The organism is Serratia sp. FDAARGOS_506, from assembly GCF_003812745.1.
Classification (GTDB): domain Bacteria; phylum Pseudomonadota; class Gammaproteobacteria; order Enterobacterales; family Enterobacteriaceae; genus Serratia.
On the sequence record NZ_CP033831.1, the window covers coordinates 3,705,344 to 3,719,530 of the forward strand.

The window sequence follows — 14,187 nt, forward strand, 5'->3', positions numbered from 1 at the left end:
CTTCAAGTCAATGGTAAAAGAGCTGGATATCGGCGCGGTGGCGCGCCTGAGCGGAGTCGCGCCTTCCGCGCTGCGGCATTACGAGAAGAAAGGGCTGATCGCGCCGACGGGCCGCCACGGGTTGCGCCGCCAATACGCTGCCGGCGTGCTTGACCAACTGCGGCTGATCGCGCTGGCGCGCCTGGCCGGTTTTACGCTGGACGAGATGAGCGCCTTGTTTGACGATCGGGGCAAGATAGCGCTCGATCGCGGGCTGCTGGCGGCGCGGGCGGATGAGCTGGATCGCCATATCCAGCGCCTGGTGCAGGTGCGCGACGGGCTACGCCACATGGTCGATTGCCCTGAACCCGAGCACCTGCAGTGCCCGCAGTTCAGAAAAACCCTGCAGCAGGGCGAGTTCTAAGCTTCGCGTTTGGGCGGCGGCGCCGAATGATACACCGACACCGGCCGCAGGCCGCGCGACACGGTGGTGGCGATCACGCACGAGAGCAGAATGCCGGGCAGCAGGGCGTATTCGCCGGTCATTTCAAACACCATCAGCGCCGCCATGATCGGCGCATGGGTGGTGGCGGCAAGCAAGGTAGCCATGCCGGTCAGCGCCAGCAGCAGCGGCACTGCCGCATCCATGCCCGGCCACAGGCCAAACAGCTGACCGATGATCGAACCGAGGGCGGCGCCGACGAACAGCGTCGGGGTGAAGACCCCGCCCGGCGCGCCTGACCCGCTGCTGGCGAGGATCGCCAACAGCTTGCACACCAGGATAGCCCCCAGCAGCAGCACCCCCGGCGGCGCGATCAGCAGCGCCTGCACCACGCTGTAACCATTGCCCCATACCTGCGGAAACAGCAGCGAAAGCAGCCCGACGATCAGGCCGCCCAACGCCAGCTGCAGCGGCGGCTTCAACCGCAGCGAGCGGAAGGCGTGGCCGGTGGCGGTCATCAGCCATAAAAACAGCGGCCCGCCGGCGCCGGCCACCACGCCGACCAGCGCCATCAGCAGGTATTGCGTCGGCAAGGGGGCGGAAAGCGGCGTTACCAGATAGAGCGGCGCCTGGCCGCCGTTGAGCAGGTTGGTCATCAGCAGCGCGCTGACCGCGGCGATTACCACCGGGCCGAGCGAGGCCAGCATCAGGGTGCCGAACAGGATCTCGGCGATAAACAGGCTGCCCGCCAGCGGCGCATGATAGGCGCTGGCCATCCCGGCGGCGGCGGCGCAGGCCACCCACAGTTTCCACTCTTTCTCGTGCGTAAAGCGCTGAGCGAACAGCGAGCCCACCAGCGCCGCCAGCAGGATCATCGCGCCTTCGCGGCCGATGGCGCTGCCGCTCGACACCACCAGCAGCGACGCCAGGCACTTCACCAGACTGGCGCCGGTGTCCAGCTTGCCGTTGCCGGTCTCAATCGCTTCCATATAGTCGGTGGGCGCCGCCGGGCGCTGGTGGCGATAGCGCTGGTGAATATACAGCAGCAGGCCCGCCGCCAGGCCGCCCAGCGCGGGAGTGAGGGCGCGCCGCCAGCCGGGCAGCGCGGCGGCGGCGGCCACCAGGCTGCCGTCGGCATTGCCGAGCAGCAGCCACTCGAGGCCAATCATCGAACGGTGGAACAGCCACACCGCCAGAGCGGCGGCGACGCCGATGAACACGGCGATAAACAGGCTGCGCAACAGGGCGCGATAGTGGTGCAGGTGGACCAATCTTTTCATGCGTGGGCGGCGTCGTGAGAAAAATCAAAGGGTCATCAGCGCATTGTGCTTGGCGCTCCGGCCGATGACCAGTGAATCTTTAGCAAACTGCAGCCTGGGCGGGGCGCCAGGCGCCCCTGAGTGAGTTATTGCGGCGTCAGCACCCGGCGCGTGCGGCCGGAGCTCAGGTAGTCGGCGATGTAATCCTGCGAGATTTCGCCGCTGTAGCGGCCGTCTTCATCGACGATCGGCATCCAGGAGGTGTTGTGCTCGTACAGCTTCGACAGCACCACGCGCAGGTTCTCCTCCGCCCGTGCGGTGACGCGGAAACGGTGCAGGCTGTCGGCGCAAACGCCCGGCGCGCCGCGCGCCTCCCGGCGTTTGACGTATCCCAGCGGCTTGCCGTCGGCGTCCACCACCGTCACCGAGCGGGCGTCGATATCGTCCATCAGCCCGAACGCTTCCACTAGCGGCGTCTCCCGCCGCACCGTCACCGTTTCCTGCTGATCGGCCACGTCGCCGGCCTGCACCAGCAGCAGGCGCTTCAGCGTGCGGTCTTGGCCGACAAAGGAGGCGACGAACTCGTTCGCCGGCCGCGCCAGCAGCTCATCGGCGCTGGCGTTCTGTACGATTTTGCCTTGGCGGAACACCGCGATGCGATCGCCGAGTTTCAGCGCTTCATCGATGTCGTGGCTCACCAGCATCACGGTCTTTTTCAGCTGGCGCTGCATGTCGAGAAACTCGTTCTGGATGGTTTCGCGGTTGATCGGATCCACTGCGCCGAAGGGTTCATCCATCAGCAGCACCGGCGGATCGGCCGCCAGCGCGCGGATTACGCCGATGCGCTGCTGCTGTCCGCCGGACATCTCTTTCGGGTAGCGGTGCAAAAAGCGCTTGGGATCCAGCGCCACCATGCTCATCAACTCCTCGGCGCGATCGTGGCAGCGTTTTTTGTCCCAGCCCAGCATGCGCGGCACCACGGTGATGTTCTCCTCGATGGTCATGTTGGGGAACAGGCCGATCTGCTGGATGACGTAGCCGATTTTGCGGCGCAGGCTGACGGTATCCAGTGCGCTGGTGTCTTCACCGTTGATCAGAATAGTGCCGCCGCTGGGTTCGATCAGGCGGTTGATCATCTTCAGCGTGGTGGTTTTGCCACAGCCGGAAGGGCCGAGCAGCACGCAGATTTCGCCTTCCGGCACGTCCAGATTGATGTTGTCGACGGCGTTGAACGGCGTGCCGTTCTTCTGCATGAACTGTTTGGTCAGATTTTCCAATTTAATCATGAGCGGATCCCCTTGGGCGTTAGCGCAATTTGCAAGCGGTGCAATAACCAATCGAGGACGATCGCCAGCAGGCTGATCATCACGGCGCCGGTAATCAACTGGCGGATATCGCTGCTGCTGATGCCGTTGAGCAGCAGCAGGCCGAGGCCGCCGGCGCCGATCACCGCGGCTATCGCCATCACGCCGATATTCATCACCACGGCGGTGCGAATACCACCGAAAATCACCGGCAGCGCCACCGGGATCTCTACCCAGCGCAGGCGTTGCCAGAACGTCATGCCGATGCCGCGGCCGGCTTCACGCAGCCCGCCGGGCAGGTTGTCGAGCGCGGTGTGGGTGTTGCGCACGATCGGCAGCAGCGAGTAGAGGAACACCGCGGTGATCGCCGGGACGTAGCCGATGCCGTGGCCGATTAAGGAAAACAGCGGGATCATCAGCCCGAACAGGGCGATGGAGGGTACGGTCAGCACCAGCGTGGCCAGGCTCAGCACCGGCGTCGCCAGCCATTTGTGGCGAACGATCAGCACGCCGAGCGGCACGCCGATCAGGATCGCCAGGCCGACGGCGACGCCCACCAGCAGCAGGTGCTCCAGCGTCAATCCGGCGATATAGGCCCAGTTTTGCCAGGCGTAAAGTAGGGTATTCATCACATGCCTCCCTAAATCAGGCCGCGTTGCTTGAGGAACGCGTCGGCGACCTGTTGCGGCGTCTGGTAGTCGATATCCACCTTGGCGTTAAGCTCGGTGATCACCTGATTGTTGAACTGTTTCGACAGCGTGTTCAGCGCATCTTCCAGCCCCGGCGTGTTTTGCAACACGTCGGCGCGCACCACCGGCGTGACCGCATAGCTCGGGAAATAGCCCTTGTCGTCTTCGAGCACCTGCAAATCGAAGCCTTTCACCCGGCCGTCGGTGGTGTACACCAACCCGGCATCGACGAAGCCGTCGCGGATAGCGTTGTAAACCAGGCCGGGATCCATCTGGCGGATTTGCGGGCGATCCAGCGGCATGTCGTACAGCGCCTGCATCGGTTTCAGGCCGTCCGAGCGGCCGGCAAATTCCAGATCCAGCCCCAGCAGCCAATTATGTTTCGGGTCGGTTTTACGCACTTGTTCCACTTTGGCTACCAGCTGCGACATCGTGCGAATCTGCTCTTTTTCCGCGCGCCGGCGCTGCATGGCGAAAGCGTAGGTGTTGTTCATGTCCGCCGGCTGCAGCCACACCAGGCCGAGCTTGGCGTCGAGCTTTTTCACTGTGGCGTAGGTCTCCTGAGGCGACATGCGTTTATTGATGTGGTTAAAGATGATCAGCGAGGTGCCGGTGTATTCCCAGGTCATGTCGATCTGTTTGTTGATCATCGCGTTGCGGGTGATCACCGTGGCCAGATTGGTTTTGGGTTCGACCTGAAAACCTTTGGCCCGCAGATATTGCACGGTGATCGCCGACAGAATGCGCTGTTCGGTAAAGTTCTTGCTCGCCAGCGTCAGCGGGGCGGCCCAGGCGGCCGCGCCGAACATCAGCAAGGAGAACAGCAGCGCGTGGCGGAGGTGTTGTAACCATCGAGTCATCGCGTTTCTCCCGTCAGGATGCGGTATGTGGGCTGAGCCGGCGGCCGAGTCCGGCCAGCGCCAGATCGAGCAGCAGGGCGATCAGCGCGGTGGCGGCGGCGCCGAGGATCAGCGTCGGGAAGTCGTTCAGGTAGATGCCGGGGAAGATCAGTTCGCCGTAGCTGCTGGCGCCGATCAAAAACGCCAGCGGCGCAGTGCCGACGTTGATCGCCATCGCGATGCGCACCCCGGCGAAGATCACCGGCAGTGCGTTGGGCAGTTCGACCTGGCGCAGCCGTTGCCCGGCTGTCATGCCAATACCGTTGGCGGCCTCGACCAGCGCCGGCGGCACCGAACGCAGGCCGGCATAGGTATTGCGCACGATAGGCAGCAGTGAGGCGAGGAACAGCGCCACCACCGCCGGCCGGTCACCGATGCCGATGATCACCATCGCCAGCGCCAACACCGCCAGCGGCGGCAGGGTGTTGCCGACGTTAAAGATCTGCATCACGTGCTCCGCCCAGCGGCGGGCGAAGGGGCGGCTCAGCAGGATGCCGCTGGGAATGCCGACCAGCAGCGACAGCAGCATGGAACACACCACCAGGAACATGTGCTGCTGGCCGAGGTAAATCAAATCTTCCCGGCGCGACTTGAGGGTCTCCCAACCGATGCCGTAAACCAGCAGCGCAATGACGGCGATGAACAGCAGGCTCCCGAGGAGCAGGCGCCGGTATGGCGCTGACTTGTGCATGATGTTGCGTCCTCCGTTGCGCGGAGCGGCCGACGAGACGGCGCATTCCGCTCTGATTGTTACCCACAGCCCGGCAGGCGTGGCGGTACAAAACGGGCGTTTCGCATGAGGTTAGCGACATTGAGCGAAGGGTGTGTTCGGCATAGCGTGCTGAACGGTGGCTCAATACGTGAGTTAATCAGCATAAGATACTGATATTTAAACTAGAGAAAGCACGAAGCCCAATGACCCCGGCTAGGGAAGGTATAGCACCCTGTCGTTGACCATGCCAAGTTTTATTAACAAAATCAGTTGATTGAGATTACGCGGATCGGCGCCTCAGCCCGCGTCAGCGCTGGGATGCGTGGAAAGTGAAAAAAATCCACAGCAAAACGTTACGCCGTAACAATTGGTCCAAATGGTGCGATTCGCCGTCGGCAAAGGCAGGATGTGAGGGCGGATAGACTTGGCGCAGGCGCTTGCTGATATACTCAGGGAAAATAAAAACGCCAGGAAACCTGCATAACGCCATGACAAATAACGTTTCACCCGCACCCATCGCCCACCGCCCGTTGATTCTGATCGCCTGCATGCTGGCGATGTTCATGTCGGCGATCGAAGCCACCATCGTCGCCACTGCCATGCCGACCATCATCGGCGATCTCGGCGGTTTCTCGCTGTTGGGCTGGGTGTTCGCGGTCTATTTGCTGGCGCAGGCGATCACCATTCCCATCTACGGGCGGCTGGCGGATCTCTACGGCCGCAAGCGGGTGTTCTTCTTCGGCGCCACGCTGTTCCTGTTGGGATCGGTGCTGTGCGGCTTCGCCCCCGACATGTATTGGCTGATCGGCTTCCGTTTATTGCAGGGGCTGGGCGCCGGCGCCATCATGCCGATCGCCTCCACCATCATCGGCGACATCTACAGCGCCACCGAGCGGCCGAAGGTGATGGGCTACCTGTCGAGCGTGTGGGGCGTGTCGGCGATCATCGGCCCGCTGCTGGGCGCGTTTATCGTGCAGCATCTGCCGTGGGCGCTGGTGTTCTGGGTCAACCTGCCGATCGGCCTGCTGGCGATGTTCTTCCTCTGGCGCTATCTGCCGGCGCATCAGCAGCTGCGGCGGCACGCGCTGGATCTGGCGGGCACCGCCTGGCTGACGCTGTTCGTTTCGGCGCTGCTGCTGGCGCTGTTGCAGATGGAAAGCCTGGGATGGTGGGTGGCGCCGTTGCTTGCGCTGGCGGCGGCGTCGCTGGCGTTGCTTGTCCGCCAGGAGCGGCGTGCGGTCGAACCGCTATTCCCGCTGGCGCTGTGGCAAAGCCGGGTGATCGTCGCCGGTAACATCGGCGGGCTGGTGATCGGCGCGGCGATGATGGGCATCAGCGCCTTCCTGCCGACCTTCATTCAGGGCGTGATGGGCGGTTCGCCGTTGGAGGCGGGCACCACGCTGGCGCTGATGTCGATCGGTTGGCCGCTGGCCAGCACGCTGAGTGGCCGTTTGATGCTGATGACCTCGTATCGCGCTACGGCGCTGCTGGGGGCGCTGCTGTTGGTAGCGGGTGGCCTGATCCTGCTGATGCTGCAGCCGAACGGCGGCCTGCTGTGGGGCCGGGTGGCGGCGTTTATGGTCGGCGCCGGCATGGGGCTGTGCAACACCACGTTTTTAGTGTCGGTGCAGAACGCGGCGCATTACAGCATTCGCGGCATCGCCACTGCCTGTACGGTGTTTACCCGCATGGTGGGGTCGGCTATCGGCACCGCCATTCTGGGCGCCACGCTGAACCTCAACCTGCAGTGGCGTTTGCCGGAGATTGACGATCCGGTGCAGCGGCTGATGGAGCCGGCGGCGCGGCAGAGCATGGGGAGCGAAGCGCTGGCGCAGCTGACCCAGCAGGTGGCGGCTTCGCTGCATTGGGTGTTTTTGGCGTCAGCGTTGGTATCGCTGCTGGCGCTGGCGGCGGCGATGCTGATCCCGGCGCGCTGTCGGCCACAGGGCGAAGAGGAAGAGGCGGAGCAGGCGTAAGGGAAAAGAAAAGGGCGCGGCTGTTGAGCGCCCTGGGTAGCCGAAGCGGCTTACTGCGTGTTGGAGGTGTCCTGGCTGGTGCCGGTCTGCGCTGCGTCACCGCGATCGTCGCCGTTGTTCAGGCGGGTATAGACGATCTTCTGTGTGTCGTTTTCGCAGTGGCCGACCACTTGGCCGCCCGCTTGGTCGGCCTGATCGTTAGGCACGATCTCCAGTTTGAAGCCGGACTCCGGAACGCCGTTATTGACGATTTTTTGCGAAATGTCCGCTTTCACGCTTTCGCAGGAGGCCAGGGCCGCCAGGGGGGCGCCGGCCAGCAACACAGCGGTTAATATCAGCGTTTTCTTCATCACGTCATCCTTTTAGACAATGGACTTCCTGTAACAGGATAGCAGTAACGGCGGCCGGGTTTCACGCTTGCCCGCCCGCCGCAGGCGGATTAAGGAATAATCCGACGCCCGGTCTGGCGATCCAGGCATTTACGGGTGTCCGGCTCCCAGTACGCGTTGACGTTGTTGCTGTCGTTGCAGCGATCTTCGTCATCCGCCGCGCGATCGGCCTTGTCGAACTCTTTCTCTATGCGAGTGTTAACCTTATGGCGCAGGGTTTTGGTATCATTCCACTGCTCTTTGCTCTGGCGCGCTTCTTCGGTGCTCATCGCGCCGCTGCCTTTGCCATCGACGGTGACACAGGTGCTGCCCTGAGTGCAGGTGGCGGCCAGCGCCGGCGCCTGCCAGGCGCCCATTACGGCCAGCATGGCGACCGGCAGCATCCCGCGCAGCAGTCGTTGGGTCGAAAATGTTTTCATCGTTTCATCCTTATGAGTGAGTGCGCCTGATGATGGCGACACTGGCGTTACCTCGCCCGCAGGCGTGTTGACAAATATACCACTGCGCTCCTGGAATTCACCAGCCAAGCGCCAATTCGTTTAATTTACCGAGAGAAAACTGCTACCGATGTTAAAAACCACGCTGTTGTTTTTCGCCACCGCTCTGGCTGAAATTATCGGCTGTTTCCTGCCTTATCTTTGGCTCAAGAAACAGGGCAGCGCCTGGCTATTGCTGCCGGCGGCATTGAGCCTGATGTTGTTTGTCTGGCTGTTGACGCTGCATCCGGCGGCCAGCGGGCGGGTCTACGCGGCCTACGGCGGCGTGTATGTGGCGACGGCGCTGCTGTGGCTGCGGGTGGTGGACGGCGTGAAGCTGTCGGCGCTGGACTGGGTAGGGGCCGGGGTGGCGCTGGCAGGCATGCTGATCATCGTTTCCGGTTGGCGCGCGGCCTGAGGAAACAGGGCGGGAGTCGCCTCCCGCCATCAGGGATCAGGCGCCGCGGTGGATGTTCAGCCCGGCGAAGGACTGGCTGACCGGCATCATTTCCAGCGTGTTGATGTTGACGCGCGCCGGCAGCGTCGCGACCCAAAACACGGACTCGGCGATGTCTTCCGGCGTCAGCGCATCGGCGCCTTCATAGGTTTTGTTGACCTTGCCGTCATCGCCCTTGAAGCGCACGTTGGAGAATTCGGTGCCGCCCACCAGGCCCGGCTCGATATCGGTCACGCGGATGCGCGTGCCGTGCAGATCGGCGCGCAGGCCCAGGCTGAATTGCTTGACGAACGCTTTGGTGGCGCCGTACACGTTGCCGCCGGCGTAAGGCCAGTTGGCGGCGGTGGAGCCGATGTTGATCACATGGCCGACGTTGCGCTCGACCATGGCCGGCAGCAGCGCGCGGGTCATGTTCACCAACCCTTTGGCGTTGGTGTCGATCATGGTTTCCCAGTCATCGGCGTTGGCCTTGTGCGCCGGCTCCAGCCCCAGCGCCAGCCCGGCGTTGTTCACCAGCACGTCGATCTGGCGCAGCTCGGCCGGCAGTGCCTCAATCGCCTGCTGAATGGCGGCGCGGTTGCGCACGTCGAGCCGCACGATGTGCAGCGCTTGGCCTAATTCGTCCCGCAGCTCTTCGAGACGCTCAAGGCGGCGCCCGGCAGCGATCACCTGATGGCCTTCACGAATAAAACGGCGCGCAATGGCCTCGCCGAAACCGGAGGTGGCGCCGGTAACAAAAATAATCATGTTGCTGTTCCTCAACTGTTTTTACCCTACATGCCTCTATCATTAGCACAAACCTGCAGGCAGTGGCAGCGGTTATCGTGGCGCAGAGAAAAAAAGCCAAGCCGGGCCGGCGGCCCGGTGCGGATCAATGCTGAGGCGGCAGGTGGTAGACCACGGCGTCATACTTGATGCGTTCACAGCGGCCGGCCAGCACGCCACCCAGCGATTCGGCCAGACGGCGGCTGGCGGTATTCTGTTCGGCCACCGGGTAGACGAGGTGCGGCGGCTGAAAGCGTTCGGTGGCCCAGCGCGCGATACTCTGCACGATTTCGCGGCCGTAGCCCTGGCCGTGCAGGCCCTCTTTCACCCAGATGCCCAACTCCGGGGTGCGGCTGCGCAGGTTATGCGCGCCGCCGACGCCGACGAACTGCCGGTCTTCGCGCCGACGGGCGACGAAGATCACTTCTTCGCCTTCGCGCATCAGCGGCAGCCAGCCTTGCCAGACGTTGGCGAAATCTTCCGGCGACGCTTCCGGCTCAAAGGTCATGAAGCGCGTCAGAGTGGGGGTGATCGCCTGGTAAACATCATCGGCGTCTGCTGCGGTAAAGGGGGCAATCAACAAACGGTCGGTGTCAACGCGGCACTGAGAAAGGTCATTATGATTCATCTTATTTTCCCTCGCTTTTCAGGCCAGAACGGCAAAAGATTCGCGCCCATAAATCGGGGCGGATCGTCGATATTACGCGCATTGGCGGCAGAAGCGACTTATTTTTCGCCGCTTGGGCAAGGTGAGAAGCTCAGGTTTAGTGACGATGTCACGTTGTGAGTGAGGCGGCGAGCGCGATGAAGCGCGCCCGCCGCCGGGGATCAGAACTTCACCGAGCCTTGCAGATAAATGGTGCGCGGCTGGCCGACGTACAGACCTTTGTTGTTGTCGTCATAGGCGCGGGTGAAATACTCGTGGTTGAGCAGGTTTTTCACGCCGACGCCCAGATTCAGGCTGGCCATTTCCGGGCCGAAATCATAGGCGGCGCGCACGCCCCACAGCATATAGCCGGGAATGCGGCCGGTGCTGCCGTCGGCGCTTTCCGCCACGGTGTTGGCGTTGTCGGCGAACTGGCTGGATTGGAACTCGCCGTTAAGGTTAAACGCCCAGTTGCCCGGCGTGTAGTCCAGCCCCAGTGTGCCTTTATGCTTCGGTGAGAACGGCACCTGATTGCCCTTGTAGCCACCGTCTTCGCGGATGGTTGCGTTGACGTAGGCGTAGCTGGCGTAGGCGGTCAGGTCGTCCAGTTTTGGCGTCAGCTGCGACAGATCGTAACGCAGGCTGCCTTCCAGCCCGGCGTGGCGGGTTTTGCCGCGCGCGGTCACGCTGTCGGCCACCTGATTGGAATCGTACTGGTTGTTGAAGTTGATCAGGAACAGCCCGATTTCGCCGGTCAGCGCATCGCCGGCGTAGCGGGTGCCCAGCTCCCAGGTGCGCGCCTTCTCGGGTTCAATCTTGCCGCTGTCGACCGCTTTACCCATCTGGCTGTATTGCACGGTGCCGAAGGAGCCTTCGGTGTTGGCGTACAGGTTCCAGTATTCGTTCAGGTGATACATCACGTTCAACGCCGGCAGCGGCGCGTTATAGCTGACGTCGAGGCGGTTGTTCTTGATGTAATTGTTCTGATACGACTTGATGTATTCGTAGCGCATGCCCGGTGTGATGGTCCAATCGCCGATATCGATGCGATCGTCGATATAAAAGGCGTGCGCCTCGGTGCCGGACTGGGTGTCGCGATCGTACGGGCTGGCGGTGGAGGGCAACCGGCCGGTGCTGGCCTTGCTGGTGTAGCGCAACTCGTGGGTGGATTCGCTGACGTAGCGGTAGCCGACGCCCACCTCATGGGCTGAATCGCCCCAGCGGAAGCTCTGGCTGTAGCGCGGTTCCACGCCGCGCACCCAGTATTCGCGCGGCGACAGCGTCAGGTTTTTGCCCTGATCCAGATAGCCGCTGCGCAGGGTGTACGTGTAGAAGCTCTGCACGTCGAACTTGTGCTGCTGATCCGGCTGATACTGATAGCCGAAGTTCGCCAGCTGGCGGCGGCCCCAGAACTTGTCGTACGGACGCGTCGACTGGAACCGGTTGGCGTTGTAGTCCGCCCGGCTCAGGCCGCCCGGCATCTCCGCTTCGCCTTCGTAGTATTGCAGCAGGCTGTTGAAGCTGTGCACCTCGTTCGGTGCGTAACGGCTTTTCAGCATCACGTCGTCGATCTTGGTCGCGCTGTGTTCGCGCCAGTCGCTGCCGCGGGTGCCGGAGTAGAGCAGCGCCGCGCCGAGGCCGTTGTCGGCGGTACCGCCGATCATCAGGTTACCGGTGCCTTTCGGGTGATCCTGGCGCGAGGTTGGGCTGAGCTGCCCCTGCATGCCGGCCTCCATGCCGAAGGTTTTCGGGATGGCGCGGGTGACGAAGTTAACCACGCCGCCGACGCTCTGCGGCCCGTAGCGCACCGCGCCGCCGCCGCGCACCACGTCGATCGCGTCCATATTGCCGAGCGAGACCGGCGCCAGCGACAACTGCGGTTGGCCGTAAGGGGCGAAGGGCACCGGGATGCCGTCCATCAGTACGGTAGAGCGGCTGGCGAGGCGCGGGTTGAGGCCGCGAATGCCGAAGTTCAGCGCCATATCGTGGCTGCCGGTGCCGTTGTTTTCCGGCGCCACCACGCCCGGCACGCGGTTCAACGCTTCGCGCACGGTAGTGGTGCCGGTTTTGGCGAATGCTTCGCGGCGCACCACGTCGCGCGCGCCGGGATGTTCGAACACGTCTACCTGGCGGCCTTCCGCCAGCCAGTCACCGACCACGGTGATGTCTTCTTCCTTCTGCGGCTGCGGCAGTTTGTTCAGCGTATAGCCGTTGTTGCCGAGCGCTTTAGCCTGCAGGCCGCTGCCGGCCAGCAGGGCGTTCAGGCCGTCATCGACGCCGTAGCTGCCGCTCAGGCCAGGCGAACGTTTACCGGCGGTCAGCGTGCCGTCCACCGAGAGCGCGATGCCGGCGCGCGCGGCGAACGCGTTCAGCGCGCCGTCCAGTTCACCGGCCGGAATGTGATAGGTTGCAGCGGCGCTGGCGGCGGTCGCCGTCAGCGGTGCGGCGAAGGCCAGACCAATGGCCACGGCCAGCGGCGTGGCCCGTTTTCCCCAAAGCGAAGCCGGCGCTCCCTTTCCCCAAGCGTTGTTCATACCTTCTCCTGAATCATTTTTTATTTATTGCTGCAGTGTTTTCCTGGGAGTCGGATGAGCAAAGCAAAAGGGATAATCAAGAATGCGATTTTTTATCATTTTCATTTAAAAAGATTCAGGCGGGGACGATTTTCAGCCAATAGCGGGTAAAGCTCTGCAGGCGCACCGGCAGGGTCTGGCTGAGCAGGGCGAGGGCGCGATCGGTATCGTTGAGCGGGAAACTGCCGCTGACGCGCAGGCCGGCGACGGCCGGATCGCAGCTCAGGTGGCCGCGCCGGTAGCGCGCCAGTTCGGCGATCACCCGGTCCAGCCGCCACTGGCTGACGCTCAGCACGCCGCGCAGCCAGCCGTCCTCCGCCGCAGCCGGTTGCTTTTCGCTGAAGGCCGTGGCGCTGAAGCCGATCTGTTCTCCGGCCTCCACTCGGCGCGTTTGCCGCGCGTCCTGCGCCAGCTGCGCTTCGACCGCATGCTCCAGCACCGTCAGGCGCGTCTCGCCGCCGCTCTCACGTACCAAAAAGCGGGTGCCGAGCGCGCGCATCGCTCCCTGCGGGCTTTGCACCCACAGCGGCCGAGGGTCGCGGCCGGTAACCAGGCTGATCTCCCCGGCGTGCAAGCGGATCAGCCGTTGGCGATCGTCGTAATGCACGTCTACCGCGCTGGCGGTGTTCAGCACCAGTTGGGTGCCGTCGCTTAACACAATGGGTTTGATCTCGCCGGTGGCGGTGCGGTAGTCGGCGCGCAGCTCCCGGCCGAACGGCGACTGGTAAAGGAAACCGCCGCCGCCCACGCCCAGCAACAGCAGCAGACTTTTCAGCAGGGTGCGGCGCTCGATCGCCGCCTGGCGGCCGGCGCGATCGAGCGCGCGGTAGCTGAATTTGCCCGGCACGCCCTGCAGCTGGTTTTGCAGCGCCTCGACGCGCTGCCAGGCCCAACGGTGATCGTCATGCTGCTGGTGCCAGACTTGCCACTGTTGGCGCTGGCGGTCGGTGACGTGTTCATCGCACAGCAGGGCATACCAGTGTGCGGCCATCTTCAGCGCCTGACGCTGCTCGGGGGTGATGGCGTTGCTCATGAGAAAACGTCGTTTTCCAGGCTGAACAGCAGGCAATGCTCGGTAGCCTTGGCCATGTATTTTTTAACCGAACTGACCGACACGCCGAGGCGTAAGGCAATGTCTGCATAGCCCAGGCCTTCGAGCTGCGACAGCAGAAAGGCCTGTTTCACCTTCGGCCCCAGGCCGTCGAGCATGGCGTCGATCTGCTGCAGGCTTTCCAGCAGGCTCTGGCGCTGCTCCGGTGACGGCGCACAGCCTTCCGGGATCAGCGTCAGCATCTCCAGATAAGCGCGCTCCAGCGTTCTGCGGCGAAACAGATCGACCATCACCCGCTTGGCGACGGTGACCAGAAAATCTTTCGGCTCGCGCAGGGTCGCCGCGGCGTCGTTTTTCAGCAGGCGCATGAAGGTGTCCTGCGCCACATCGTCCGCGTCGAAAGCGCAGCCCAGCCGCCTGCGCAGCCATCCCTGCAACCAGGCATGGTGGGTGGCGTAAAGGCGCGACAGCGCGGCGTGCGGGGCGGAGGCGGTGGCGGACATGGTTTTCGCATTGCTGGTCAAAAAGATGTGCGGATGATAATTGAGAATGGTTATCGTTTCAAGTTTG

The 14,187-nt window shown here is 63.2% G+C and carries 15 protein-coding genes; 3 read left to right on the plus strand and 12 right to left on the minus strand.

What is annotated here, in order from left to right:
- Positions 1–10 precede the first annotated feature (10 nt).
- On the plus strand, positions 11–403 hold the full coding sequence (locus EGY12_RS18050; protein ID WP_123895628.1) for a helix-turn-helix domain-containing protein: 393 nt from the start codon (positions 11–13) through the stop codon (positions 401–403).
- Here the strand turns inward: EGY12_RS18050 and clcB are convergent.
- The 5 genes from clcB to EGY12_RS18075 all read right to left on the minus strand — a co-directional run bounded on the left by clcB (position 400) and on the right by EGY12_RS18075 (position 5,263).
- Complete coding sequence (gene clcB / locus EGY12_RS18055; RefSeq protein ID WP_123894852.1) at positions 400–1,701, minus strand: voltage-gated ClC-type chloride channel ClcB; 1,302 nt, start codon at positions 1,699–1,701, stop codon at positions 400–402. The genes EGY12_RS18050 and clcB overlap by 4 nt on opposite strands.
- A 125-nt stretch (positions 1,702–1,826) precedes the next feature.
- On the minus strand, positions 1,827–2,966 hold the full coding sequence (gene osmV, locus EGY12_RS18060) for an osmoprotectant ABC transporter ATP-binding protein OsmV (RefSeq protein ID WP_123894853.1): 1,140 nt from the start codon (positions 2,964–2,966) through the stop codon (positions 1,827–1,829).
- Positions 2,963–3,613, minus strand: a complete 651-nt coding sequence (osmW, locus tag EGY12_RS18065) for an osmoprotectant ABC transporter permease OsmW (protein ID WP_015377782.1) — start codon at positions 3,611–3,613, stop codon at positions 2,963–2,965. The genes osmV and osmW overlap by 4 nt, the downstream gene beginning before the upstream one ends.
- 11 nt (positions 3,614–3,624) lie before the next feature.
- Positions 3,625–4,482 (minus strand): glycine betaine ABC transporter substrate-binding protein, encoded by an 858-nt coding sequence (locus tag EGY12_RS18070; RefSeq protein WP_371415432.1) that lies wholly within the window; start codon positions 4,480–4,482, stop codon positions 3,625–3,627.
- A gap of 64 nt (positions 4,483–4,546) precedes the next feature.
- On the minus strand, positions 4,547–5,263 hold the full coding sequence (locus tag EGY12_RS18075) for an ABC transporter permease (protein WP_004938551.1): 717 nt from the start codon (positions 5,261–5,263) through the stop codon (positions 4,547–4,549).
- Between the two features lie 509 nt (positions 5,264–5,772).
- On the opposite strand from EGY12_RS18075, the gene EGY12_RS18080 reads away from it, so the two are divergent.
- Positions 5,773–7,260, plus strand: a complete 1,488-nt coding sequence (locus EGY12_RS18080; RefSeq protein WP_123894855.1) for an MDR family MFS transporter — start codon at positions 5,773–5,775, stop codon at positions 7,258–7,260.
- A gap of 50 nt (positions 7,261–7,310) precedes the next feature.
- Here EGY12_RS18080 and EGY12_RS18085 read toward each other — a convergent pair whose 3' ends face one another.
- Together EGY12_RS18085 and EGY12_RS18090 are read right to left on the minus strand one after the other, a co-directional pair.
- On the minus strand, positions 7,311–7,610 hold the full coding sequence (locus EGY12_RS18085; RefSeq protein WP_019455911.1) for a DUF1161 domain-containing protein: 300 nt from the start codon (positions 7,608–7,610) through the stop codon (positions 7,311–7,313).
- 89 nt (positions 7,611–7,699) lie between these two features.
- On the minus strand, positions 7,700–8,068 hold the full coding sequence (locus EGY12_RS18090; protein ID WP_123894856.1) for a DUF1283 family protein: 369 nt from the start codon (positions 8,066–8,068) through the stop codon (positions 7,700–7,702).
- Between the two features lie 148 nt (positions 8,069–8,216).
- On the opposite strand from EGY12_RS18090, the gene EGY12_RS18095 reads away from it, so the two are divergent.
- The gene (locus EGY12_RS18095; RefSeq protein WP_004938563.1) at positions 8,217–8,543 is read left to right on the plus strand and encodes a YnfA family protein; all 327 of its coding nucleotides are present in this window, start codon (positions 8,217–8,219) and stop codon (positions 8,541–8,543) included.
- 36 nt (positions 8,544–8,579) lie between these two features.
- Here EGY12_RS18095 and ydfG read toward each other — a convergent pair whose 3' ends face one another.
- From ydfG to fecI, 5 genes are all read right to left on the minus strand, one after another.
- Complete coding sequence (ydfG, locus tag EGY12_RS18100) at positions 8,580–9,329, minus strand: bifunctional NADP-dependent 3-hydroxy acid dehydrogenase/3-hydroxypropionate dehydrogenase YdfG (protein ID WP_033648231.1); 750 nt, start codon at positions 9,327–9,329, stop codon at positions 8,580–8,582.
- Between the two features lie 124 nt (positions 9,330–9,453).
- Complete coding sequence (locus EGY12_RS18105) at positions 9,454–9,975, minus strand: GNAT family N-acetyltransferase (RefSeq protein ID WP_123894857.1); 522 nt, start codon at positions 9,973–9,975, stop codon at positions 9,454–9,456.
- 200 nt (positions 9,976–10,175) lie between these two features.
- On the minus strand, positions 10,176–12,527 hold the full coding sequence (fecA, locus tag EGY12_RS18110) for a TonB-dependent Fe(3+) dicitrate receptor FecA (RefSeq protein ID WP_123894858.1): 2,352 nt from the start codon (positions 12,525–12,527) through the stop codon (positions 10,176–10,178).
- 115 nt (positions 12,528–12,642) lie between these two features.
- Positions 12,643–13,599 carry a ferric citrate uptake sigma factor regulator FecR gene (fecR, locus tag EGY12_RS18115; protein ID WP_123894859.1) on the minus strand — a complete coding sequence of 319 codons (957 nt, stop codon included), beginning with the start codon at positions 13,597–13,599 and terminating at the stop codon, positions 12,643–12,645.
- A complete protein-coding gene (gene fecI, locus EGY12_RS18120; protein WP_123894860.1) occupies positions 13,596–14,120 on the minus strand; it encodes a ferric citrate uptake sigma factor FecI in 525 nt (174 codons plus the stop codon). The genes fecR and fecI overlap by 4 nt, the downstream gene beginning before the upstream one ends.
- Positions 14,121–14,187 lie beyond the last annotated feature (67 nt).